Consider the following 24,304-nt stretch of genomic DNA (forward strand, 5'->3'; position numbering starts at 1 on the left):
GACACGGCTTTCATGAGCAAAACAATTAGCGATCTAAATAAACGATTAAAGTAACCAATCGAAATATAAAAGAACATCTCTTTATTGCACAAAACGTATCAAAAAGCAAGCTGTTAAGTAAAATAAAAATGGGATTCACACTGTAGATTCAGTGATTTATAATTATCATTTATCAAATCAATTTAAATCATAATGAATAAAATGAACGCTGTTAAATTACCTTCTTTTCAAACAGAAGAAAAATCTTCTTTTCGTCAACTTCCCCATAATATTGAAGCGGAACAGGCATTACTTGGAGCAATCCTGATTAATAATAATGCTCTTGATAGCGTTTCTGATTTTTTAAAAGCAGAGCATTTTTTTGAACCGTTGCATCAAAAGCTTTTTGATATCATTTCACAAATTATTCAAAAGGGAAGAATTGCAGATCCCATTACTATTAAGCCCTTTGTTGAAAATGATGCGAAAATTGGTGACATCACTGTATATAATTACGTGGTGCGTTTAGCTAAAGAAGCTGTAACAATCATTAATACTAAAGATTATGGGAGTGTCATTTATGATCTGTTTATCCGACGCTCTTTAATTAACCTTGGCACTCAAGTTGTGAATAGAGCATATGATGTTTCTATAGAACTTACAACATCACAACAAATTGAAACTGTTGAAAATCAGTTATTTGAGCTAGCAGAAAAAGGAAAATATGGAGGTGGGTTTGAAAACTTTGATACAGCCATTGCAAAAGCACTTAACATGGCAAGTGCAGCGAAAAAGCGTTCCTCACAGCTTTCAGGGATAGCTACCCATATCAAAACACTTGATGAGAAAATGGGAGGGTTACAAGCATCTGATTTAATTATCCTTGCTGGACGCCCTGGGATGGGTAAAACATCACTTGCTACCAATATTGCTTTTAATATTGCTAATGCTTGTAAGCGTGATAACAGCCAAGCCAATGAAGGGGGTATTGTTGGTTTCTTCTCACTTGAGATGTCAACTGAACAGCTTGCAACTCGTATTATTTCCGAACAAATAAAGGTTTCTTCTTCGGATATGCGTCGTGGTAATATCTCAGAAGAGCAATTTGCAAAAATTATTCACGCAATGCGCTCTTTACAAACAATCCCTCTTTATATTGATCAAACGGGTGGGTTGTCTATTGCACAATTGTCCGCTCGTGCAAGGCGTCTTAAACGACAACATGGTCTAGATGTCTTGATTATCGATTATATCCAACTCATGACAAGCGGTTCAAAGCGTTCATTAGAAAATCGCGTTCAAGAAATTACAGCTATTACCACCGGATTAAAAGCACTTGCAAAAGAACTCAATATTCCCATCATCGCTCTCTCTCAACTTTCGCGTCAAGTTGAAAACCGAACCGATAAACGTCCACAATTATCCGATTTACGTGAATCTGGTTCAATCGAGCAAGATGCCGACATTGTTCTGTTTGTTTATCGTGAAGAATACTATCTCAAAAATGAAGAACTAAAAGAAGGCACTGCTGAGTATAGCAAGTGGCAAGATGCAATGGAGCAAGCCAAGGGTAAAGCCGAGGTTATTATAGCAAAACAACGCCATGGTCCGACAGGAATCGTTCCCCTTGCCTTTCAATCCGATTTTACACGCTTTAGTGATTTATAACATAATGTAAAACATTAAATAATTGTTATTAGACAACTGAAAACATTGTAAAAACACATAAAATATGTTATGATCTTTACATCATTTAATGGGACTTACAAACATGCTTAATAAAGTGATTTTAATTGGTCATTTAGGTGCAAATCCAGAAAGCAAAACAATGTCATCTGGCATCGAGGTGGTCAATTTTCGAATGGCAACGTCTGAGAGCTATACAGACAAGGCAACCAATAAGAAAGTAGACAAAACAGAATGGCATTCCATTGTGGTGTTTAATCCACATCTTGCAAAAATAGCACTCCAGTATCTCAATAAGGGCAGCAAAGTTTATATCGAGGGGCGACTACAAACCCGTAAATGGCAAGATAAAAATGGTATTGATCGGTATGTAACAGAAGTCATATTGCCTCAGTACAAAGGCGAGTTAAAGCTTTTAGATGGCAAAAATGATGATAATCAAGATCAGTCATCTGCTTATGACAGAAGCTTTCACAAGCCTCTTGATACATCTCATACCGTTATGAATGATAGCGTTCCTTTTTAAACAGAAGGCGGTGTTGTGAAAAAAAACAAAAAGAGGGGACGCCCTAAAATAGCAGGGCAGGTAAGAGAACCAAACGGACGTATATCACGTGCAAAAGCACCGCGTGAAGCCGTTGATAAATTGGCAATAGAAATGCGTGCAAAGCGCTTCGGTTTAACGCTACAGGAGGCAAAAAATCCACTTTCTGGTACCTATATCGGGCGTCTTTGTTTGCAAGGCGTGATTACTCAAGAGCAATATGATGCCGCGCAACAGTACTTACAGATAAGAAATAATTACCTTTGTGCAAAGGGCTTGCCTAATGCAATTTATGACGAAATGCCGTCATCATCTGATGATAAGGCAAGAGACAAATGGGTAGAATTTGCAACAGAGCAGTTTATAAACATGCAAGAGGCACTAAAAGAAGCCCAATGCCTCTATAGACAGTATAATCTTCATGCTGCGTTACAGTCCCTCGTTATAGAAGATCAAATGCTACCACACCTTGTGAATTCATTGCGTATCGTTCTTAATGTTATTAGGAAGTATTTTCATTAGAAGCTTTTTTTTCATCTTTTTCATCAGGTTTATCATTATCTGAATATGCAATCATAATGAAATAGCCAATCAATATTATTACTGATACTATTGCCGTTACTATTGCCGTCGTTTTGCTCCAACAAAGACCCGCAAAAAATATAAGTATTACACAATACATTTTAATTAGAAATCCAGGATAGCCTTTAATATCTTTCGTTGGAGGATTGAATGTGAATGGGATCGCAATAATAGAACATATTATTGCTGTAATAAACAATACGGATGATATATCCAACATATCACGATTATCAGAGAAATACCATATAATAAACCATAAGATAAGCAGTGGTAAAAATAGTGCAGTGCTGTATGAAATTGCTTCTTCCCATGTGTTTCCGTTTGATTTAATGTTACAAATCGCAATTAATGCCATAAACGCTATTATTAAACACAAGCTATATATAAATCCTAAGAACTTTGCTCCTATTATTAATAGAAAAATAAGGACTCCAATCATAGCGGCACCTATACCGTAACCAACTATAGCACATAAAGCTTCCAGTATAATTCCAGTAAATGGAAGTAATAGTAGAATACATAAGATAATTAATACGATTGTCATGTTTATTGCTCTTTAATTGGTTTTATTGGAATTATCATTAACTGATTCCCTTTGAAATTATCAATATGTGTTATTTTTATGTTGACAAAGTGTAGCAAATCGTATTTAATGACATTACTGTACTTAGGCGTATTGTGTCTAGAGAGGGAAATGTACAGTTCAAAATCCCCGCAAATGCGGGGTTTTTTATTATCTGGAGGGTGTATTTTATGACATCACAAAATACAGAACAGGCTCCACAACCGATTAAAAAGCGTATACCACCAAAGGCAGGTCAAGGGCGTGTCAAAGGCGTTCCAAATAAAGTGACGCGCATTTTAAAAGAAGCAGTGGTTAAGGCTGCTGAGAATGCTGGGAATAAAATTGGCAAGGATGGTTTGATCTCTTATTTGGAAAAGCAGGCTATGGAATGCCCCGCTGCTTATTTAGCGTTGCTTGGGAAGGTGTTGCCTTTGCAAGTGACGGGGGAAGATGGGGGCGCGATTAAGATCATAGGGCGTGTAGAAATTGCTCCTTTAACAATGAATGACGACAAGACAGATTAAGATTGTACCAAAACTCATTCCTATTTTTACAGGAGACGCTTTGGTACGAGCGGCGTGGGGTGGACGAGGGTCTGGAAAGACAAGATCATTTGCCTTGATGGTTGCTTTAAAAGGCTATCAATTTGGTATGCAGGGGATATCGGGGACCATTCTTTGTGCACGTCAGTTTCAGAATTCTTTGGCAGAAAGTTCATTGGAGGAGATTAAGCGCGCCATTGAAGCGCACGACTTTTTAAAGGACTATTACAAGGTTGGGGAGTCGTCGATTAAGTCGATAGATGGTCGTATAGCCTTTCAGTTTTCTGGTTTGGACCGCAATATAGCCAGTATCAAGTCTATGGGGCGTATTTTGCTTTGTTGGGTTGATGAGGCAGAGCCCGTTACAGAGACAGCTTGGCAGACGCTTATACCGACTTTGCGTGAAGAGGGCGAGGGGTGGCGAGCAGAGTTATGGGTGACATGGAACCCGTTGCGAGAGAATGCCCCCGTTGAGAAGCGGTTTCGCTTTTCAGACAATGAAGCCATTAAGCGTGTAGAGATCAATTGGTCAGACAATCCGAAGTTTCCGAAAATCTTGAATGAAGCACGACTTGATGATCTGAGAAACCGCCCCGAGACCTATAAACATATCTGGGAAGGGGATTATCTTACAGCGGTTCAAGGCGCTTATTATCAAAAGGAAATGTTGGCAGCCGAGCAGGAGGGGCGGATAGGGCGTGTTGCTCGTGATCCTTTAATGCAGATACGCGCTTTTTGGGACATTGGGGGTACGGGTGCTAAGGCAGATGCCACAGCGATATGGATAGCGCAATTTGTTGGTAGGGAGATCAGAGTACTTGATTATTACGAAGCTCAGGGACAGCCTTTATCCGAACATATCGGTTGGTTGCGTCAAAATGGTTATGAGAAGGCATTGATGGTGTTACCCCATGATGGTGCGACGAGAGACCGTGTGCACAATGTGAGTTTTGAGAGCGCTTTAAATGATGCGGGTTTTGAAACGCAAGTGATCCCTAATCAAGGGGCAGGGGCGGTTAAGATGCGTATAGAGGCGGTGCGACGTATTTTGCCGTCTGTTTGGTTTAATGAAGAGACAACCGTAGCGGGTCGTAAAGCACTGAATTGGTATCATGAGAAATGGGATGAGAAGCGTAATATTGGTTTAGGCGCCGAGCATGATTGGTCCAGTCATGGTGCAGATGCCTTTGGATTGATGTGTGTGGGGTATGAACAGCCGATGCAGAAACAGAAGAGACCAGCTTATAGCGGTAGAGAAACTTATGAGAGCACGTCATGGATGGCAGAATGATGGATGATGAAGAGCATTTAGAAAAAGAACATAACGCATCAGATTTGTCGACAGAAGGCTTATTTCGCAAGCTTGTGAATTGGTACAAAGAAGATGTTGAGCATGTGAACAAATGGCGTGAACATGCAAGGGAGGATTTTCAATTTTACAATGGTGATCAGTGGAATGAGGCTGATTTAGCGGCGTTAAAAGAGCAACGCCGCCCCGTTATGACGTTTAATCGCATTGCACCATTGGTTAATGCCGTTGTGGGTTCAGAGCGTAACAATAAACGAGAGGTGCAATTCATTCCCCGTCAAATAGGCAAGGCATTGCCAAGTGAATTGCTTACAGGAGCAGCGGAATGGTTTCGCGACATGGCACATGCTGAATATGCAGATAGTGATGCTTTCCAAGACGCTGTCATCTGCGGCATGGGGTGGACCGATACGCGGCTTGATTATGAGAACAGTATAGATGGTGAACCGGTTATTACGCGTTTAGATCCTTTAAAAATGGTTTGGGATAGTGCAGCGGTGCAACCAAATTTAACCGATGCACAACGCATGTGGTATGTAGACCGCAAGCCCTTGGAAGTAGCCAAGCAGATGTTTCCCAAAGCCCATTGGACAGAGCTGAGTGCTGATTGGGCGCGTGATGGGGTTGCCTATGAAGGCATTCATCATAATGATCTTGAAGCTTACGATGATGAGAAGGGCATTGATGTTGAAAACGGTCGTCGGATGGTCACACTCGTTGAATGCCGTTGGTTTGAAAGCAAACGATATTATAAGGCACCTGATTTAGAAACGGGTGAATTGCGTGATTATAGTGAAGAGGAATTTAAGCAGTTACAGTGCATGATGCCCGATATCCAAGGGGCAGCTTTCAATAAAAAGGTCGTAAAACGTGCTTTTTTAGGGAGAAAATTGCTTGAATCCCCTGATCAACCTTTGGTTCCAGCGGGTCAATTGGGTTGGGAGTGTATAACGGGGTATTTTGACAAGATAGAACGGCAATTTTATGGGGTTGTAAGACCGACAAAAGACCCTCAACGATGGGCAAATAAATATTTTAGTCAAGTAATGCATATCCTCAACAGCCAATCCAAAGGTGGGATAATGGCAGAGCGGGGCGCATTTGAAGATGTGAGAGAAGCTGTAAAGAGTTGGAGCAGAGTAGATAGTATTACGGTTTTAAAAAATGGCGCTTTGGCAGGTGGTAAGATACAGCCCAAACCCGTAGCGCAATTCCCAACCGGTTTTTTCCAACTGTTTAATGAAGCCAAGGAAGCGATTAACCAAGTGACAAGATATTGATTTATAATGATAATCTAGCGTTATTCATAGTGAATGAGAGTCCCGAATAACGTAAGATTCTCTCATTTCAAATCTGTTTATGTTGCATCAATCAAAACCACTCATTTGCACATAAGAAGCGGGATGAGTGTGTGGATCAAATTTGTATAAGAAAGGATTAAAAAATGGCTCTTATGAACCGTCTTAATGCAAGATCTGTCGCAACATTGGGGGCTGGCAAATATAATGATGGTGCCGGCTTGCTTCTTCATAAGCGTAAAGATGGAGGTGCTCAATGGATTTATCGTTATACCATTCATGGGCGCCGTCGTGAGATGGGATTGGGTGCTTTGAGAGATGTTTCTTTAAAACAAGCCCGTGAATTGGCAACTGGGTGGCGTTCGGTTTTACGTGAGGGTCGTGACCCCATTAAAGAACGCAATAAACAAAAGCGTGAGGCAATAAGTAATCTCCATTATTTAAAAGATATTGCTTTAGACACTTTTGAAACTCGTAAAGCTGAATTAAAAGGAGAGGGTAAAAATGGAGATTGGTTTTCGCCTTTACAACTTCATATTCTCCCCAAATTAGGCTGTCTGCCCGTTTCTGAGATTACGCAAATAGAGATACGCAATACGCTTGCCCCTATTTGGCATACAAAAGCTGCAACAGCTAATAGAGCTCTTATTCGTCTCAATATGTGTCTCAAACATGCGGCTGCATTAGGATTGGATGTTGATTTACAAGCAACAGAAAAAGCACGTGCTCTTTTAGGTAAACAACTTCATAAAACTATTAATAGACCAGCTATGGATTGGAAAGATGTGCCGGCTTTTTATAAAACACTTTGTGAAAAAACAACTATGACGAATTTAGCTTTGCGTTTGCTTATTCTTACAGGGGTTCGTACCAATCCTTTGTGTCATATTCATAAAGATCAAGTTGAGGGGGATATATGGACAATCCCTGCTGAGAATATGAAAGGAAGGCGTGATGCTACAACAGAATTTCGTGTGCCCTTATCAACAGAAGCATTAGATATTTTAAAACAAGCGCGCCTGCTCTCTCGCAATGAATTCTTTTTTTCTGCAACAGGTCGGGGTTCCCTTGGTGAGAAGTGTATGGCTACGTATATGAGAAAAAATAAACTTGAAGCCTGCCCCCATGGCTTTCGCTCTAGTTTACGTGATTGGCTCGCCGAAACAACCGATGCCCCTTATGAGGTTGCTGAAACTATCCTAGGTCATACAGTAGGAGGACAAGTAGAGCGTGCCTATCGTCGTACTGACTATTTAGAACAGCGCCGTGTCTATATGGATAAATGGGCGGCTTATGTCACTGGTCAATCTTAAGATATGGGGTGCATAACCCCATGATCTGTGGATAACTTTCTCTCTCTTCTCTCTCATTCTTTCTCAATAAGAGTCATAAATTATCACATCAAAAATTGTATGATAAAATATTGTTTTCTATAAATAAAACATCTTTCCAAATGAACCAAAATGTGGTTAATAAATAGTTATGATTTGTTACCATTTTTTGATAGAAAGGATTTTAGTATGACAGAAAATGATATTCTTTTGACAGACCGTGAAAGTGCAAAATTGCTTCATATGAGTGTCTCAACATTCCGCCGTCATGTAACCAATGGCTCTCTCCCAAAACCTTTAAAATTTGGTTTTTTGTCCCGTTGGTTACAATCGGATCTTATCAATGTCATCGAGCAAGCAAAACAGCAACGTCAAAGTGACGCGGCATAAAAAAAACCTTGTCACGTAAGGACGGACAAGGCTTTCTCAAACTCATCACCCTAGAGATAGCACAATCCGTCCTATGACACAACGTTATAGGATTTACAATGATGTGTTCTTTTAAGAATGCGCAAGGTATCACACGTGCCTTGCGCGGGGTTTGGCATGGGCGTTATGGAACAGCCCGTTGCCCTGCTCATGATGATAGGCTGCCTAGCTTATCCCTTGCCAATGGACATGATGGGCGTCTTTTACTCTATTGTTATGCTGGCTGCTCTTTTAGAGAGATCATACAAGCGCTTATTAGAATTGGATTGCTTGGAAAACAAGCTTATGATCAGACGCTCTCTTTCTCAAAACAGTTTTGTGCTGATCTCAAACGAGCAAAACAGAAAGCAGAGAGAGCAAAAGCAATTTGGCAACAAAGCCAACCAATCAAAAATACTTTAGCAGAAACCTATTTACGTATGCGGGGTATTACATGTGATTTGCCTGCTGATTTACGTTTTCATAGCAAATGTCCACACCCCTCTGGGGGTACATTGCCCGCGTTGGTTGCTCTTGTTAAGGGGGCTGGTTCCTTTGCCATTCATAGAACCTTTTTAAAAGACAATGGCTGCAAAACAGATCAGAAACCAGCAAAAGCCATGTTGGGATCTGTAACGGGTGGTGGGGTGCATTTAAGCCAAGCCAATCCAAAACATCTGGTCATTTGTGAAGGCATTGAAACGGGGCTGTCTCTGCTGTCTGGGTTGTTATCAGAGCCCGTTAATTTATGGGCTTCTCTTTCAACCAGTGGCATGATGCGTGTGAATTTACCCCCTACAAAAGGACGTCTGACAATTGCAATGGACGGCGATGATGCGGGTCGTAAAGCAGGTTTTACCCTAGCTGCACGTGCCTATAGCCATGGCTTTGAGGTCTTTATGATGCAAGCTCCAAAAGGAACCGATTTTAATAACGTATTACTTTCTTAAAAGAGGGAAACTATGAAAAATAGTAATTTACAAAACAATAATGAAAATACTCCCGTCAATGATAACGATAATGTCTCTTTAAACGAAAATACTTGTTTAAAAGCCATTTCTTATGAACAAGCCTTGCAACAAAATGGTTGGGGGCAATTACAACCGATTGCTACGGCTCTCTTACCCGTCGAGCCTTTTAAAATATTCCTGCTTCCAACACCATTAATAAACTATGTTTATGACGTTGCTGATATTCAACAATCTTCTATCGATTTTGTTGCTGTTTCTGCTTTATGTGGATTGTCTGCTGTCATTGGAAATGGCGTGCGGGTTTCTCCAAAACAACATGCCAATTGGAAAATTGTTCCTAATCTCTGGGGTGCCATTGTGGGGGAACCTTCAACTATGAAAACAGATACCATGGAAGCTGCTTTAGCACCTCTTGATGTTTTTCAAGAGGAATGGCATCAAGAATGGTTAAAGAAGAAAAAACAGCAAGAAACAAAAGATATTCTTATTGAATTAGACAAAAGAGAAAAGAAAAAACAAGCCTACAAAGCACTCAAAGATCAAGACGAGGAACAAGCCCTTGCTCTTCTTTCTCAATCTCTTGAACATAAAGAAAGTGAGGAAGATGACACGCTTAATAAACGACGTCTTATTGTCAACGATGTGACCGTCGAAAAGCTTGGGGAATTGTTAAAAGAAAACCCCCGTGGTCTCTTGTTGGTTCGTGATGAATTATCTGGTTTTTTATCCGATTTGGAACGGAAGGAATATCAATCAGACCGTTCTTTTTATCTAACAGCTTTTAATGGCAAAAAATCATACACCTATGACCGTATAGGACGTGGAACCATTTTTATTCCCAATGCAACCATTTCCATTATTGGGGGCATTCAACCTTCACGGATTATTCCCATTATTCAAGCAATGCACCATGGAACAAATAATGACGGCTTATTGCAACGATTTCAAATGCTGGTGTGGCCCGATGAACGAAAAGAGCGGTTATGGGTTGATAGACCTCCCAATCAAAAGGCATGGGAAAGTTATCAAGGAATTTTTCGTTCTCTTTATGATAAACCATTAGGATCACCAAAACACCCTATTACCATACGCTTTTCTGCTGAAGCTCAAGAAATGTTTCGTGTATGGTGGGAAAATTTTCAAAGAACAATCAAAGGAGGTCATTTCTCATCAAGTTTACAAGCGCATCTTTTGAAAATGAATAAAACCATACCAACCCTTGCATTGATTTTTGAATTGAGTGAAGGGGGGCGTTTTGAAATCAATAGAGATGCCCTTGAGAGAGCCTTATATTGGGAAGAATATCTGATAAGTCATGCAAAACGTCTTTATGCGGCGAATGATACATTAACAGCAGAGCGTGCAAAATTAATTGTAGAGCGCTGTGATCTTTTACCCAATGTTTTTACGGCAAGAGATATCTATAGACGGTGTTGGAGATCTTTAAAAGACAATGGAGCCGTTAAGCAAGCTTTAGAGCTTTTATGTCGTTGTAACTATATTCGTGAATTTCCTATAGAGGGGAATGAATTAGGTCGGCGTCCTGATAGACGGTATGAATGGAATCCTTTGGTTAAAAACAACAGCATAAAACAATAAAGAAATCTCTTTTGAAGTCTTTAAGACAACCACGCAAAACTCTTTTTATGGCATTCTCATCAAGGAACTTTTTTCCAAAAGCAAATGATCTGAGTGACCTTATCAGAAGAGTTTTGTCAGTCTTGTCAGTTCATTCTAGCTCCTATATTATTTTTTTTAAATGAGAGAAAATTAAAAACATTATATTTCAATAGGTTAGTATTTTAACGATACAACCTATATCGACAATACAACCTTAAATACAATCAATAATATATATTTGTCAGTTTGTGTCTGTAAATTGAACTAACAAACTAGATTATTTTAGTGACTCATAAAACCTATCAAAATAATCATTATGATATTTTAAAAGCACATGCTTCATTTGTCTTTTTTCCATAAAATAAACAGCAAATTTCACTATTTTGCTGATCTGATCTCTCTCATGGGCTGCGGATAAACAGCATTTAAAAAACTCTTTTGAAAAAATTATCGGCTTTTTTAGCATTTTTCTGCATTTTTTCTCAATTCGTTCAAAATGGATTTAATAAGCTTCATTTTAATTCTTTTGAAGAGACTTAAACCCCTTATACGAAAACGGAGCTCTGTTGTAACAGGGCGTGAACTGGATCATTTGCACGTGAATTATGAAACTGTAAAACCTTATCGCGTAACCTTTAAAAAAGGTAATCCAAAAGTTACAGAGATCTCTAATCCAGAAAAATTCTATTACGTGACTGAAATGAAATTCGCAAAAACAGGTAAAGAGAAAGATAAAACCACTGTTATTTATAATAACAATATCACAATAACAGATATCCCTCTTGACGCTTGTGAGTATATCGTTAATGGTAAATCCGCTCTTGAATGGGTTATGGGGCGTCAATGTGTTAAGACTGATAAAAAGAGTGGCATTGTTAATGATGCCAATCGTTATGCTGTTGAAACCATTGGCAACCCTGCCTACCCTCTAGAGTTATTTCCATAAGTTTAGAGACAATGAAAATTGTTAAGAACCTACCAAAATTGAAAATAAGAGAAACTGAATAACTTAAAAGCATGCTCACATAATGGATATGATAAACTCATAAGGGGTATAAGGTTTTATACCTATAGGTTCTTATATCCCTTTTATAAATTGCTGACATACAATCTTTAAAAGGATAATTTATCATACGTTATTTAAAAAGAAGAAACTTGCACTTTTAGATACTCTTATTTACATTGCCTTTAAAAGATTAAACCGTAATCTAAAATGAGTGCTTTATTGTTATCAGAAGCTTTATTTAAAGAGGGTTATGTATATTCATTTTCTTATATTACTTATAGGTTTTGAATGTTTCTACCCCCCCAAAACCCTTACAAAACATAGAGCATTAGTTGAATTTATAGGTTGTACTATTGATATAGGTTGTTTTTTGAAAAATTGATAAAAAATAACATATTGAAATATAATGATTTTTATTTTTTATTGAAAAATATGTAAAGGGGGGCGTAAAAAGCACCTCCAAAACTCATAACCATAATGGTCTTGATAGCATTTATTATGATTATAATCCCTTTCTTTTGAAAGGCTTTAAAAGATCACATACTCTCATAAGACATGTTTTAATCATTCACTAAATGATCACTTTTGTCGATTCAATGTACTGACATAAACTGACAAATATATATTTACAGTTGTATTTATTTGTTATGGATGTTTTAATAAGTTGTATTTTGAAAAATTCATAAAACTTAACTTATTGAAATATAATGATTTTAATTTTTTATCATTTAAAAAAAATGATATAGGTTCTAAAAAGAACTGACAAAAATGACAAAAGTTTATTAAAAGGGATTTTGCTCATCTCTATAATGATCAGTTTCTATTGAGATGTTTTCATAAGTGTTTTCATAACAGACAATAAATCGCAATTATCCTATTTATCATTTCTCTTATGAACATGAACAATGATGCCATGGCTATAAAGAACATAACAACTATAGAGAAAGCAAAAATGCAAATGAAAGCATTTGTTTATAAAGACAGTCCCTATAAAGGCTATTAAGTCTAAAATGTGTTATTAAAAGAAATTAACAGAAATCTTAAAAGCCATTTAGCAATAAAATTGATAGGTTATAAAGTTTAAAATACGCATAATGAGAGCGTTTCTAAAATATTATAAATGTATAGATTCAGAAAATACGCAATCGTTTCACAAAGCCCGTAATATAGCTTTAAAAGCACATAAATATAAAAGAAGCAATTAATAAGCATAAGATATTATCAATACATAACGTATTTAAAAAATAAGAAAAAATATCAAAAAAGATAAAATATTATTTGACAATAAATACGTATTTTATTATATAAATACTCAAGTGATTAACAAACACTAAAACAGATAGCGAATAGGTTACGATAAACCTAATCCTGTTATAAAAACTGACTATCTTTTATGCTTTTGTTAGCATATATGATGATTTTGTCGGGTGTAGCTATGTTATACAATACCCTTCGCGAGGGAAAAGCATAGCAACGGACTATCTGCCGTGTTTGTTAGCGCCCGGCGCCCTTATGGGCTGTCAATAACAAGCTTTTAAACAGATAGGTTTTAATTATGACAAATTCAAACAACACCCCCATTATCTCTTCTATTTCAAATGAAACCGCGCTTGCTAATCAACAAGAGCCTGCAAAAAAATACGAATTTATTGATGATTGTGAATATATCGATGGTCATTTCTTAACTCGAATTAGAGCCTTAAGAGATTTTGATGATGTGAAAAAAGGTGACTTCGGTGGCTATATTGAAAGTGAAGATAATCTCTCTCATGAAGGTAATTGCTGGGTGTATAATAAAGCTCGGGTCTTTCAAAATGCACGCGTCTTTGGAAATGCTAAAGTAAAAAGCTTTTTTGTTGATGTCTATGGTAATGCTCAAATTTATGGGAATGCTATTTTTGAAGGTATGACATTAAAGGACAATGCAAAGCTGTCTGGTAATGCGCATGCTAGCAACGCCGTTGTAATTGAAGGCAATGCACAAATTTATGATAACGCCCGTGTCACTGATCATGCTCATATTTCCGATAATGCTGTCATTTGTGATGATGCTCATGTCGGAGGCAATGCAAAAATAAGTGGCTCTGCTTACATTTGTGATGAATCACGTGTTTTTGATGATGCCGTTATTTGTGATGCTCTTATCTCTGGTTCTTCATATATTCATAGCAATGCCTCTTTAACAGCTAATGAAGATATCTGTGATGATGCATATCCTGAGTTTGGGAGCGAAGATGATTATTATCGTCATGAGTATTATGCTGATTTTGAAGGGTATTATGACGATGATAATGACAGCGAATATGAAAGTGATGCTGCGTAAATGACACGCGCGGGCGGTGCGGGGGCGCCCTCCTTTAAACATCTCATTTAAAAATTTAAATCTCTATAAAGGAATTGTGCTCATGCAAAAGAAGTTTGCACTCACAAATGAAACGCGTGTAATTAATAATCATACCCTTTATCGCATTAAAGCATTAAAAGACTTTGCTGATGTTAAAGCAGGTACTTTAGGGGGCTTTATTGAAAAGGAAGATAACCTTTCTCATGATGGCAATTGCTGGGTGTATGATAATGCTTGTGTTGTAAAATCTGGTCGTGTTTATGAAAATGCAAGGGTATATGGCAATGCTGCCATTGGTGGTTTTGTTTATGGCAATGCGCATATATATGATAAAACCCGCGTGTATTTTGGAGCTCATGTTTATGATAATGCGCATCTTTCTGATAAGGTGTGGGTTTATCAATATGCAAGGGTTTATGGGAATGCAAAATTAACAGGAAGTGCACGCATTTATAGCAAAGCTGAGGTTTATGATCATGCTGTTGTAAGTAGCTCTTCAAAAATTTATGGCAAGGTTTATGGCAATGCTAGCGTGGGTGGGTATGTTAAGGTCTATGGTTCTGTTTATGGGAATGCAAAAGTGACTGGTTATCACACCATTAGAGGTTTGGTACATGGCAATGCAAGGTTAAAAAGAGATGGTTATTCATATGTCAAACAAAACTTTTATTATGCATATGGAATTCCTGAAGATTGTGAAATTTATGAAAACGATACCGTTGTAAAGATTATTGAAAATAACGCTGCGTAAAGACGCGCGGGCGCGGCGGGGGCGCCCCTCTTTCAAATTTTCCCATTCCAAATTTTATCAAATGTTTATCACATTAAATTGTGAGGGTATCTCTATGTGCAAAAAATATGAATTAACCAGTGAAATCAAAAAAATCAAACATGCTCTTACTCGAAATATTATAACTCTTTATCGCATTCGTGCTTTAAAAGATTTCGATGATATAAAGGCGGGGTCTTTAGGCGGCTTTATTGAAAAGGAAGTTAACCTATCCCATGATGGTAATTGCTGGGTGTATGATGAGGCTTGTGTCTATGGTCATGCAAGAGTGTATGAAAATGCAAAAATACGCCATTTTTCTCAAGTCTGTGGTCAAGTTTATGGCAATGCTGAAGTCTATGGAAAGGCTTTTATCTCTCAATATGCTAAAGTTTATGACCATGCTTTTGTCTATGGCAATGCTCATGTTTATGGCAATGTTTATGGGTATGCTCATGTGAATGGTAGTGCCCGCATTCTTGCTGATGCTCATATTTATGATCATGCGCATGTTTCTTATGATGCTACGGTTTTTAGTTATGCACGCGTCTATGGTCATGCCAAGGTTTGTGGCTCTGCTTGCATTTATAGCCATGCAAAAGTTTATAATTATGCTGTTATTAATGGTCGTGCTAAAATTTATGGCAAGGTTTATGGAAATGCTTGTGTGAGTGGCTCTTGTGAGATTTATGGCTCTGTTTATGGCAATGCTAAAATCTCATATTGTGCAACGATCTGGGGGCGTGTTTATGGCAATGCAAAAATCAATAAAAAAAGCAAAGTAAGGTTGGTTCCAAAAAATTGTGAGGTGTATGAAAGGGATAATGTTGTCAATATAACTGATAAAACAGAATAAAGAACGGCGTGGGGGGCGTGCTTTCTTTATGGTGTATAAACGCATATAAAATGCATTGCTATAAAAATATCATAAAAGAGAGAGTAACATAAAAAAAGCCGTGTCAAATGATATGACGCGGCTTTCAAATAGCGTTTCTTATTGATTAAAATGAATCATCCACAATGGAGTAATGAATGCATATATACAAAACGTATCATATTGCAAGCGCTCTATGAGAGATATGAAAACTTATCAAAAGGAATGTAAATGTGCGTATGATCTTTAATCACTCATTTGAATGAGAGAGCCTATAACGCTTGTTATGGCTATCAAACGTATCAAACAAATCAAAATGCTCGGTAGCTTTAACAATCCAATCAAAAGCAAATGCATATTCAATAAATATCTGCAAAAAACGTTCTTTTTACATTTGGAAGCGTTGGTTTTTAAAAGCAGCTTTTCATAAGATAAATAAACAAACGCTTTTATAAAGTGTAAGGTTTTTAAGATTTTGCTCTGCTGTGAAAGCTAAATCTTAGTTTTCTCATAAATGAAACGTTTTTAAGAGCAAATGATAACTAAGTTATAACTGTTATAAAAAAAAGTTTTAACGTTTCTTATAAAGATCTCATCTTATGTTTCAAACGTTTAAACGTGCATTTAAAGAGGTTCTCATAAGCGTATTTGTACTTTTCATTAAAACCTAATTTCTTTAAATATTAGCCGGTCCATTTTTGGAGGCATTATCTTAGAATAGAGCATTCTTTAAACATTACAGCTTTTGACTCAAAATTAAGTAAAAACCCATACCTTATGATGTTACAATGGTTTTGAAGTTTGTTTGCTTATCTTTGTCTTAATAGCTGCCCCCAAATTTGGAAAGAGCTCATTTGGTTTCGTATTTTTAAACTATAACTTTTAAAATGTTTTTAGTACCAAATCTAAAGTAGATAGTTATTCTACTGCCATGGCATTATTTGCCTCCATTTTTTTGTGGAAGCGAATAGTTCCATTCTTAAAGACTAGCCTGCAATCTATTCATTAAAAGGCTTTTCATTTCATAAGATATAGCATTTTGAATTTCATGACCTTTATTTCCTACCTCGGTAAAAAAATACCGTGGTTATAAAATCGATCTTGTCTTTAAATCCTTTTATGCAATCTTTAAAATGTTCGGTGTTATGATGATGCTGTTATGACAGCTCTCTATTTTGCGCTCGCCAATTTTGGCGAATGTTAATTTGCTCTTTTATGTGATTAACAATCCAATCTTTAAAACAAGATGTGATCTTTAAACGTATGTTATCGATATTTTCAAACGACTAAATTTAAAACAATGTGATTTGTGCTGTGATAAAAACGTATCATAAAATTTATGAACTGTTATGAATGATATCGGCTTTTCATTTCATATGAACGTTTACATGCGTTATAATATTTACATTATGATTTGCTTTTTATGGTCTATTCATACATGGCAATCTTATATAAAAAATAGTCAAATGAATCACGTATAAAAGTGTGGATTCTTAAGTGGATTCATATAAAATAACTTCACACAACCTATTGACTTTATTGTGTTTTTTGATATAATGCCGCATCACCAAGTTACGGGCTTATCGCCTGAGTTTATCGGGACGAGAGAAGTCTCACAAGCAGGGATTTTAGAGGCACAACGGCGTCAATCTAGTCTTAACCTGCTTGCTTGTCTGTTTGATGGCTTGCGTTTGTATCGCAAGCGGCAAGGTAAGATTATTTTACACCTTATACAGAATTATTTGTCTGATGGTCGCTTGGTACGGATATCGGGTGAGGAGAACGCGCAATATATTCCATTGACGCGTGAAGAAGTAACGAGTGTCGAGTATGATATTGTAGTTGATGATGCTCCAACCAGCCCGAATGAGAAAGAGCGTACCTTTGGCATTATCACGCAATTATTACCGTTGCTTCAAAATGCCGTAACACCGGATATCATGCTTGATTTGCTTCGTTATTCACCATTGCCTGCGTCATTACTCAATCGTGTTAGTGAGAAGATGCAACAGCAGCAAATGGCACAACAAGCCCAACAACAGCAAATGGATCCGGAACAAGAAATGAAGTTGCAAGAAAAGCAGCAGGATATTGCGACTAAAAGCCAGATGCAACAGATGGATTTGCAACAAAAGCAGATTGAATTGTTCATGCGTCAAAAGAGAGCAGAATTGGAAGCCGAAATGATGCAACAGAGGCATGACATTGAACGTCAGAAGCTTCTCAATGAACAAGCACACAATCAGATTATGCGAGAGAGAATAGCATTGCACAGAGGCATGCATATTTGAGAGAGGTGAAAGAATGAATGCAGAAATGAACGAAGCTATGAATGAAGATTATAGGGTTGGTGCACCGGTATTTGATGATGAGAACTCTTTTGATGCTGGCACTTATGATGGTGAAACGATTGATAATGATGACATCACGTCTCCAGAGCCGGTTGCACAGCCCGTTGAAAAGCCTTCAGAGATTGTTCCTAGTATAGAACAGCAGCGTGTGGAGCAACAAGCCAAACAAGCTCGTGAAGCGCTTGTCAAGCTTTATGAACCCCAATCCCAGACACCAATGGTTGAAGGTGAAAATGCACCCCCAGACCCTACACAAGACATTATTGGCTATATGAGTTGGATGGGAAAAAAGATTCGAGAGCAGGATGCGTATATTAGGGAACAGAAAGAAGCGCTAAGACAAGCTGAGGAACAGCAGCAGCACGATATGCGTCTTGGTGAATTTTTTAATAATTCTGTTAAGTCGTTTCAAAATAAATCCAGTGATTTTGATGCCGCGGCAAATTTTCTTTATGAGGCACGCGCAAAGGAATTGAGTTCTTGGTCATCACTTTATCCTGAGTATGGACAACAAAACACAATAGATGCGATTATAAGAGATCAATTGCATGCGCTTGTAGCGACTTGTGCACAAAGAGATCTCAATCCGGCAGAAGAGATTTATAGAATAGCGCAAAATCTTGGCTATCAGAACCAAGCATTACAAGCGAATAATCAAGTTGCAGAACTTCAAAGTCGGCAGAATTCTGCGAGAACCTTAACGGCATCTGGAGGAGGGGGGAGTGTTGGACCAATCACTTTAGCAAGCATTGATAGGATGTCAGAAGAAGAATTTGACGCTTGGATATCAAATCCGAAAAATAAAGCAATTTTTCGGCAATTGCATGGTGCTGGTAACGGGTATTAAGAGTGCATTTTTATAGAAATTAGCCTGTTTTATGCAGGGTTATGGTCCGGCTTTTAAGCCGGTTTTTTTACAGCAAAGAAAGGTAAAATCAATGGCATTAACAACAGTTAGAGCAGATGATCCTCATGCGATAAGCACGTGGTCAAAATTATTAAATACAGAAGTTTCAAAGGCGATACCTATTGCCCCCCTTATAGGCAAGGGTTCAAACAGCATTATTCAACTAAAAACCGAAATGCAGAAAGGAAGAGGGGATTGTGTTACATTTAGCTTACGTACACAGCTTTTGGGACGGGGTGTTACCTCAGGACAGACGCTTGAGGGGAATGAAGAGGCATTACAATTCCTTCATGACAGACTCTATATTGACGAACTTTCGCATGCAGTTCGTGTAGAAAATGAAGGTAGTATAGCGCAACAACGTACAACGTTTGATTTGCGTGACGAAGCAAAAGATGGCTTAGTTGATTGGTATGCAGATCGCTTAAGCTTGATGTTTTTCATTCAAGCTTGCGGATATACAGCAAGGACAATCTCTTTTGAAGATCGGATGATAGATATCGAGAATGTGCATTATGGATTTAATGAACCTCTTGCACCAAGTAGTAAGCGAATTATCCGTCCAGATGAGAAAACCAAGGATGAAGATCTAAGTGAAGCAGACAAACATAGCTTTAGTTTGAAGCTTATTGATGAAGCTGTAAAAATGGCAAAACTTGCTAATCCCAAAATTCGACCAGTGCGTGTGAATGGGGAGAGTGTTTATGTACTCTATTTGCATCCAACACAAGTGATGCAATTGCGCACCAATACAGAGACTGGTCAATGGCTTGATATTCAGAAAGCTGCTTATACCGGTTCGCGTTCCAAAAATCCAATCTTTGATGGTTCTTTAGGCATGTATAATGGTGTGATTTTACGTGAATCTGAACATGTTACCCATGGTGTTAACTCGACAAATCGTGCAGCGAAAAAAAGCGTGCGTCGTGCTGTTTTTCTTGGAGCACAAAGTATCGTTATGGCTTTTGGGAACAATCGCAATGTCAATCGCTATCAATTGGTGGAAGAGCATTTCGACTATCAACGTTACTATGGTTTGTCTGCGAAAACACTGATTGGCATGAAGAAAACCCGTTTCAAATTTCCAAATAGCTCTCAAGCAGCGCAAGATTTTGGAACGATTGTTATCCCCACCTACAGTGGTGAACCTGATAATTAATCATAGGGAGAAAACAAGACATGGCAGATCAATTACCACCTCCATTACAGGGAAGAAATCTTCACACCCAACAGGTGAGTTTCTTACGTTTGAATATCTCGCATAAAGATAAGCATCTTACGGAAAAAATCGGAATTTTGCCTCGTGGCGCTTTGATCACTTCGATGAAGGCTTTTGTCAAGACCGCGTTTTCTGAGGCAAAATTAAAGATAGGCAGCACCTATGGAGGCAATGAGTTCAGTGAAAAAGACATCAAAGCCCAAGGCACGCAAGATTTTACGCCAACAGATCAAAAGTCTTTTGTTGCAGATGATAAGGAGATGACCCTTTATGCAACACGAGACAAAACCACTGATGCTGGTGAATGTATTGTGGTTGTGCAATTCGTGACAAATCATTGAGGGGATAAGACATGGCAGATTATTTACCACAGCCCTTGCAAGGGAGAAGTCTTCATACGCAGCAGGTAAGCTTTTTGCGGCTTAATTTTAGCTATGAAGATAAAGAAAACGCTATGAGAATAGGTACGCTACCTCGTGGTGCTTTGATTACTTCGATCAAAGTATATGTTAAGACAGCATTTTCGGACACGAAGGTAAAAATAGGCAGCACTGCTGGAGGGACTGAGTTTGGGGAAGCAGAAATCAAACAGCAGGCAGTCAAAGAAGTTAAGCCCACCAATCAGAAGGAATTTGTCCCTTATGATGAAGAACTTACTCTCTATGCTAAAGCGGACAAAACGGTACAAGCTGGTCAAGCAAGTATAGTCGTTGAATTCGTAACCAATCACTAAAATTGAGAGGAGATATCTATTAACTCCTCTCAGTTTATGAATTAGCAGATTGTACAGAGAGTTGTAAATTAAGGGCAGATAAGACAGCGACTAAGGTAGAAAGTTTAGGGTCACCTGTTTTGCTTAAAGAGCGGTATAATCCACTGCGTTCTCGATTGGTTTCTTTTGCTAAAGCACGCATATTTTGAGAGCGAGCAACAATACCAATGGCATCCGCTATATGAGCAGCATCACCAGTTTTGAAGGCTTCATTGAGAAATGCTTGTTGTACTTCAATGTCTTCAAGATATTCTTCTGGTTTAAATGGGGTTATTTTCATCACTGTACTCCTCTTTTAACTTTAATGCTTGTTCGATATCCCTTTTCTGCGTTGATTTATCTCCACCGCATAACAAAAGGATAAAATCAGAGCCTTTTTGGATAAAATAAATTCGATAACCAGCACCATAGTGGATACGTAATTCACCTATGCCATTAAAGAATTTAACATCACCGAGAAGACCTTGTTTTAAGCGTATAACACGTTGAAGAATAATAGCCTTAACGCTTTTATCTTTAAGTTTCTTAAGCCAAGTATCAAATTCTATCGTTTTATGAATGAACACCATTAGTGTACTGTAATACACATAATGTATAATGTCAATAATAATATTCCTCACAGAAAGGTATTTTGATGACACGTCATTATATTCGGGTTAAGACCGGAGGACCGATACCTGTAAAGCGAGATGTTTATCGTCATAAGAGAACACTTTCGCACTTAGTGTCGGTCATTCAAGATGAGATTGATGACATAGCCGATGAGTATGTTCATCAAATCCAAGAAAGCATTTTTGCAGCTATTCGTTTTTGTGAACGAGAGACCTTTTACTTTAACGAAAGCCGTGATGTGGTGTTTGAGACACGGGCGGGACAAGGTGTTTATGATGCAAGCACTACCCGCCCTATTGAAACAGCTGTTAAAATCAAAAACGTTTATCTGAGTTCTGATCAACATCATAAGTTTGCATTGGAGTGTAAGGATCATGTTTCTTTAGAGCCTTTGTTATCATCAGAGCAGCAAGGAACGCCGGTTTGTTACAGTTATTTTGATAGGAAATTACATCTTTATCCCACGCCGGATAGAGCCTATCAGATTCAACTCATTCTCTCTCCATTGCGTTTATCAGAGATAGAGAGTGTTGATGAGGAGCATCCATGGTTTGTGCACGCGTTTGATTTGATTAAGGCGCGTGCAAAATATGAACTGTACAAGAATATTCTTAAAGAACCCGATTGTGCAACGGCAGCGTACAATGACTTTAACGAACAGTTGCATGAATTGCGTGCAGAGACGTCTCAACGTCATAACGTGACCAGAATAATACCAACGGATTTTTAAGATGGTTTATTTTCCAATCGCTGATTACAGACCAGATGTTGCGATCGTCAACGGTAGCTTTACGGATACACTTGTGAATGTTTTACCGGCAGATGGCGGTTACATACCCATGCCTAGTGCAATGGTTGTGTCTCATCCTTTAGAAGAAAAGCCTTTGGGTTCAATAGCGTTTAGAAGTGGCAATGGTGTTAAGATAATCGTAGGAGGCAAGCAAAAGCTTTACAGTTATGATAGTCAAACGAAGGGTTGGAAAGACATCAGCCAAAATGGTGTGACGTATCAAGCACATGAGGATAATCAATGGTCGTTCGCTTTGTTTGGTCAAAGAATTATTGCAGTGAATAAAAATGATAAACCGCAAGTCTTTAATACCCATAGCTCTGAACGGTTTGAAGATTTAGGAGGCAATCCACCGAAAGCAGGCTTGGTGAAGGTTTGGGGACCTTTTGTTTGTTTGATGCAATTGACAGATCACCCCAATCGCATTCATTGGTCTGGCTTGGAAGATGCTACTCATTGGACAGTTAAAGAGAAAGATTGCGATTTTCAAGATTTTCCGGATGGAGAATATGTTCAAGGGGCAACAGAGTCCACCAATCCCCTCATTTTTATGCGTTCTGCTATTTATGCAGGAACCTTTGTTGCGGGTTCTAAGATTGTATTTACGTTTCAAAAGATACAAGACAAGCGAGGAGCCCGCAGTGCAGCCTCTATAGCATGTCGAGGGAGTGATGCTTTTTTTGCAGGTGATGGTGGTTTTTATCAGATGAGTTTGGATGGTCAACTTTTGCCGATAGGCTTTGAGAAGGTTGATAGAACGGTTTTTAAAACTTTTGATAAATTTGCTCTTGATGAGATGCAAGGAGTGATAGATCCCATTGATAACCGGATTTACTGGTCCTTAAAAAGAGGCAATAACGAGCAAACGACCTTTGTCTATGATTGGGGCTTGCAGAAATGGTCGACGCTACAGGGAAAACCTTTCACGTTGTTTCCAGTATTTACGACAGGTTATACTTTAGAACAGTTAGATGAGATTTCGATCAATCTTGAGTCCTTGCCGGCTTCTTTAGACAGCCCTCGTTGGCAAAGTGGCGCGCCAATGCTTGGTGCTTTTGATGATAACAATCGGCTTGTTATGTTTACGGGAGCAGCGATGGAGGCAACGGTTGTTTCACAAGAAATGGGAGCACCAGATGGAAGTTTTAACTTTATCACGAAAATGTTTGCCGAAGTTGATACGACGGAAGGTCTTTTAAGCATTGGAGAGCGTCGGCTTCGTAATCATCAGACACCGATTACATGGCACCAAGAGAGGGCATGTTCATATGTCACGGGCGCTTATCATGGTCGTTCGCGCAATCGTTATCACCGCTTTAAATTACGTATTCCTGAAGGCGTTCATTGGAACCATATCACAGGGTTTAATGTGGATTTACGTCCTTTAGGCAGAGGGTAATGGCAAAAGTTTTTTTGACCACGTCTTGGGATGTGGAGCGTATAGCGCCTTATCTGGAAGACATCATTGAATCTTTTAGAGAGTATGTGGAACGTTTTAAACATGAAATCACGTTGCAAGAGCTCCTTGAAGCGATTTGCAGTGGTAAGAAACAGTTATGGCTTGTTTTGGATGATGAGGAGCGCTTTTTAGCGGCATTCACGACCCAGATACAACAGACAGTTTTAGGAAAGAAGCGCGCTCTGATTTGTGAATGTAGTGGCAAGGGCGTTCTTGATCAAGTTGATAATTTGACATTTGTAGAGGATTGGGCGCGTGAGAATGGGGCTTCTGAAATGGAGATCTTGGGTCGTTTAGGTTGGAAGCGCGCATTGGACAAGCAAGGCTATGGCATAGCTATGCTTTATTATAGGAAGGAATTGTGAC

The 24,304-nt window shown here is 38.4% G+C and carries 22 protein-coding genes and 3 pseudogenes; 22 read left to right on the forward strand and 3 right to left on the reverse strand.

Features of this window, described 5'->3' with window-relative positions:
• The first annotated feature begins 201 nt into the window (after positions 1 to 201).
• From ACFIML_RS00105 to ACFIML_RS00115, 3 genes are all read left to right on the forward strand, one after another.
• Complete coding sequence (locus ACFIML_RS00105; protein WP_375687074.1) at positions 202 to 1,647, forward strand: replicative DNA helicase; 1,446 nt, start codon at positions 202 to 204, stop codon at positions 1,645 to 1,647.
• A 103-nt stretch (positions 1,648 to 1,750) separates the two neighbouring features.
• Positions 1,751 to 2,191 (forward strand): single-stranded DNA-binding protein, encoded by a 441-nt coding sequence (gene ssb, locus ACFIML_RS00110; RefSeq protein WP_375615317.1) that lies wholly within the window; start codon positions 1,751 to 1,753, stop codon positions 2,189 to 2,191.
• Positions 2,192 to 2,206: 15 nt separating this feature from the next.
• Positions 2,207 to 2,731, forward strand: a complete 525-nt coding sequence (locus ACFIML_RS00115) for a hypothetical protein (RefSeq protein ID WP_375687076.1) — start codon at positions 2,207 to 2,209, stop codon at positions 2,729 to 2,731.
• Here the strand turns inward: ACFIML_RS00115 and ACFIML_RS00120 are convergent.
• On the reverse strand, positions 2,712 to 3,335 hold the full coding sequence (locus tag ACFIML_RS00120) for a hypothetical protein (RefSeq protein ID WP_375607481.1): 624 nt from the start codon (positions 3,333 to 3,335) through the stop codon (positions 2,712 to 2,714). The two genes, ACFIML_RS00115 and ACFIML_RS00120, sit on opposite strands and share 20 nt — an antisense overlap.
• Before the next feature lie 209 nt (positions 3,336 to 3,544).
• On the opposite strand from ACFIML_RS00120, the gene ACFIML_RS00125 reads away from it, so the two are divergent.
• From ACFIML_RS00125 to ACFIML_RS00200, 16 genes and pseudogenes are all read left to right on the forward strand, one after another.
• Positions 3,545 to 3,880, forward strand: a complete 336-nt coding sequence (locus ACFIML_RS00125; RefSeq protein ID WP_375607482.1) for a hypothetical protein — start codon at positions 3,545 to 3,547, stop codon at positions 3,878 to 3,880.
• Complete coding sequence (locus ACFIML_RS00130; protein WP_375687078.1) at positions 3,861 to 5,189, forward strand: PBSX family phage terminase large subunit; 1,329 nt, start codon at positions 3,861 to 3,863, stop codon at positions 5,187 to 5,189. Before ACFIML_RS00125 ends, ACFIML_RS00130 begins: the two co-directional genes overlap by 20 nt.
• Positions 5,174 to 6,478, forward strand: a pseudogene (locus tag ACFIML_RS00135) (portal protein); the annotation flags it as partial. The gene ACFIML_RS00130 and the pseudogene ACFIML_RS00135, both read left to right, overlap by 16 nt.
• A 173-nt stretch (positions 6,479 to 6,651) precedes the next feature.
• On the forward strand, positions 6,652 to 7,818 hold the full coding sequence (locus tag ACFIML_RS00140) for a tyrosine-type recombinase/integrase (protein ID WP_375615321.1): 1,167 nt from the start codon (positions 6,652 to 6,654) through the stop codon (positions 7,816 to 7,818).
• A gap of 207 nt (positions 7,819 to 8,025) precedes the next feature.
• Positions 8,026 to 8,226 (forward strand): AlpA family transcriptional regulator, encoded by a 201-nt coding sequence (locus tag ACFIML_RS00145; protein WP_011180791.1) that lies wholly within the window; start codon positions 8,026 to 8,028, stop codon positions 8,224 to 8,226.
• A gap of 98 nt (positions 8,227 to 8,324) precedes the next feature.
• Positions 8,325 to 9,194 (forward strand): toprim domain-containing protein, encoded by an 870-nt coding sequence (locus ACFIML_RS00150; RefSeq protein WP_375687080.1) that lies wholly within the window; start codon positions 8,325 to 8,327, stop codon positions 9,192 to 9,194.
• A gap of 12 nt (positions 9,195 to 9,206) precedes the next feature.
• Positions 9,207 to 10,814 carry a YfjI family protein gene (locus tag ACFIML_RS00155; RefSeq protein ID WP_375687082.1) on the forward strand — a complete coding sequence of 536 codons (1,608 nt, stop codon included), beginning with the start codon at positions 9,207 to 9,209 and terminating at the stop codon, positions 10,812 to 10,814.
• A 586-nt stretch (positions 10,815 to 11,400) separates the two neighbouring features.
• Positions 11,401 to 11,843 (forward strand): annotated as a pseudogene (locus ACFIML_RS00160) (type ISP restriction/modification enzyme); the annotation flags it as partial.
• A 1,553-nt stretch (positions 11,844 to 13,396) separates the two neighbouring features.
• Positions 13,397 to 14,164 carry a hypothetical protein gene (locus ACFIML_RS00165; protein ID WP_375687084.1) on the forward strand — a complete coding sequence of 256 codons (768 nt, stop codon included), beginning with the start codon at positions 13,397 to 13,399 and terminating at the stop codon, positions 14,162 to 14,164.
• Positions 14,165 to 14,246: 82 nt separating this feature from the next.
• Positions 14,247 to 14,936, forward strand: coding sequence for a hypothetical protein (locus ACFIML_RS00170; RefSeq protein ID WP_375687086.1), 690 nt, complete (start codon positions 14,247 to 14,249; stop codon positions 14,934 to 14,936).
• Positions 14,937 to 15,030: 94 nt separating this feature from the next.
• Positions 15,031 to 15,810, forward strand: coding sequence for a hypothetical protein (locus ACFIML_RS00175; protein ID WP_375687088.1), 780 nt, complete (start codon positions 15,031 to 15,033; stop codon positions 15,808 to 15,810).
• A 1,583-nt stretch (positions 15,811 to 17,393) separates the two neighbouring features.
• Positions 17,394 to 18,119, forward strand: a pseudogene (locus ACFIML_RS00180) (phage portal protein); the annotation flags it as partial.
• 13 nt (positions 18,120 to 18,132) lie between these two features.
• Positions 18,133 to 19,026 (forward strand): hypothetical protein, encoded by an 894-nt coding sequence (locus ACFIML_RS00185; RefSeq protein WP_375615329.1) that lies wholly within the window; start codon positions 18,133 to 18,135, stop codon positions 19,024 to 19,026.
• A gap of 91 nt (positions 19,027 to 19,117) precedes the next feature.
• Positions 19,118 to 20,245: a N4-gp56 family major capsid protein gene (locus ACFIML_RS00190; RefSeq protein ID WP_375615330.1), complete on the forward strand. Its 1,128-nt coding sequence runs from the start codon at positions 19,118 to 19,120 to the stop codon at positions 20,243 to 20,245.
• A gap of 20 nt (positions 20,246 to 20,265) precedes the next feature.
• Positions 20,266 to 20,646 (forward strand): hypothetical protein, encoded by a 381-nt coding sequence (locus ACFIML_RS00195; RefSeq protein WP_252619690.1) that lies wholly within the window; start codon positions 20,266 to 20,268, stop codon positions 20,644 to 20,646.
• 11 nt (positions 20,647 to 20,657) lie between these two features.
• Positions 20,658 to 21,038: a hypothetical protein gene (locus ACFIML_RS00200; RefSeq protein ID WP_375606622.1), complete on the forward strand. Its 381-nt coding sequence runs from the start codon at positions 20,658 to 20,660 to the stop codon at positions 21,036 to 21,038.
• A 34-nt stretch (positions 21,039 to 21,072) separates the two neighbouring features.
• On the opposite strand, the gene ACFIML_RS00205 is transcribed toward ACFIML_RS00200, so the two are convergent.
• Together ACFIML_RS00205 and ACFIML_RS00210 are read right to left on the reverse strand one after the other, a co-directional pair.
• Complete coding sequence (locus ACFIML_RS00205) at positions 21,073 to 21,357, reverse strand: addiction module antidote protein (RefSeq protein ID WP_375606621.1); 285 nt, start codon at positions 21,355 to 21,357, stop codon at positions 21,073 to 21,075.
• The gene (locus ACFIML_RS00210; RefSeq protein ID WP_375606620.1) at positions 21,338 to 21,646 is read right to left on the reverse strand and encodes a type II toxin-antitoxin system RelE/ParE family toxin; all 309 of its coding nucleotides are present in this window, start codon (positions 21,644 to 21,646) and stop codon (positions 21,338 to 21,340) included. The genes ACFIML_RS00205 and ACFIML_RS00210 overlap by 20 nt, the downstream gene beginning before the upstream one ends.
• 65 nt (positions 21,647 to 21,711) lie before the next feature.
• On the opposite strand from ACFIML_RS00210, the gene ACFIML_RS00215 reads away from it, so the two are divergent.
• From ACFIML_RS00215 to ACFIML_RS00225, 3 genes are read left to right on the forward strand one after another with little or no spacing between them, the layout of a single operon-like run.
• A complete protein-coding gene (locus ACFIML_RS00215) occupies positions 21,712 to 22,419 on the forward strand; it encodes a hypothetical protein (protein ID WP_375615331.1) in 708 nt (235 codons plus the stop codon).
• Between the two features lies 1 nt (position 22,420).
• A complete protein-coding gene (locus ACFIML_RS00220; protein ID WP_375687090.1) occupies positions 22,421 to 23,878 on the forward strand; it encodes a hypothetical protein in 1,458 nt (485 codons plus the stop codon).
• Positions 23,878 to 24,303, forward strand: a complete 426-nt coding sequence (locus ACFIML_RS00225; protein ID WP_375607584.1) for a hypothetical protein — start codon at positions 23,878 to 23,880, stop codon at positions 24,301 to 24,303. Before ACFIML_RS00220 ends, ACFIML_RS00225 begins: the two co-directional genes overlap by 1 nt.
• Position 24,304 lies beyond the last annotated feature (1 nt).

This window comes from Bartonella sp. AC62GZZY, from assembly GCF_042196525.1.
Lineage (GTDB): Bacteria > Pseudomonadota > Alphaproteobacteria > Rhizobiales > Rhizobiaceae > Bartonella.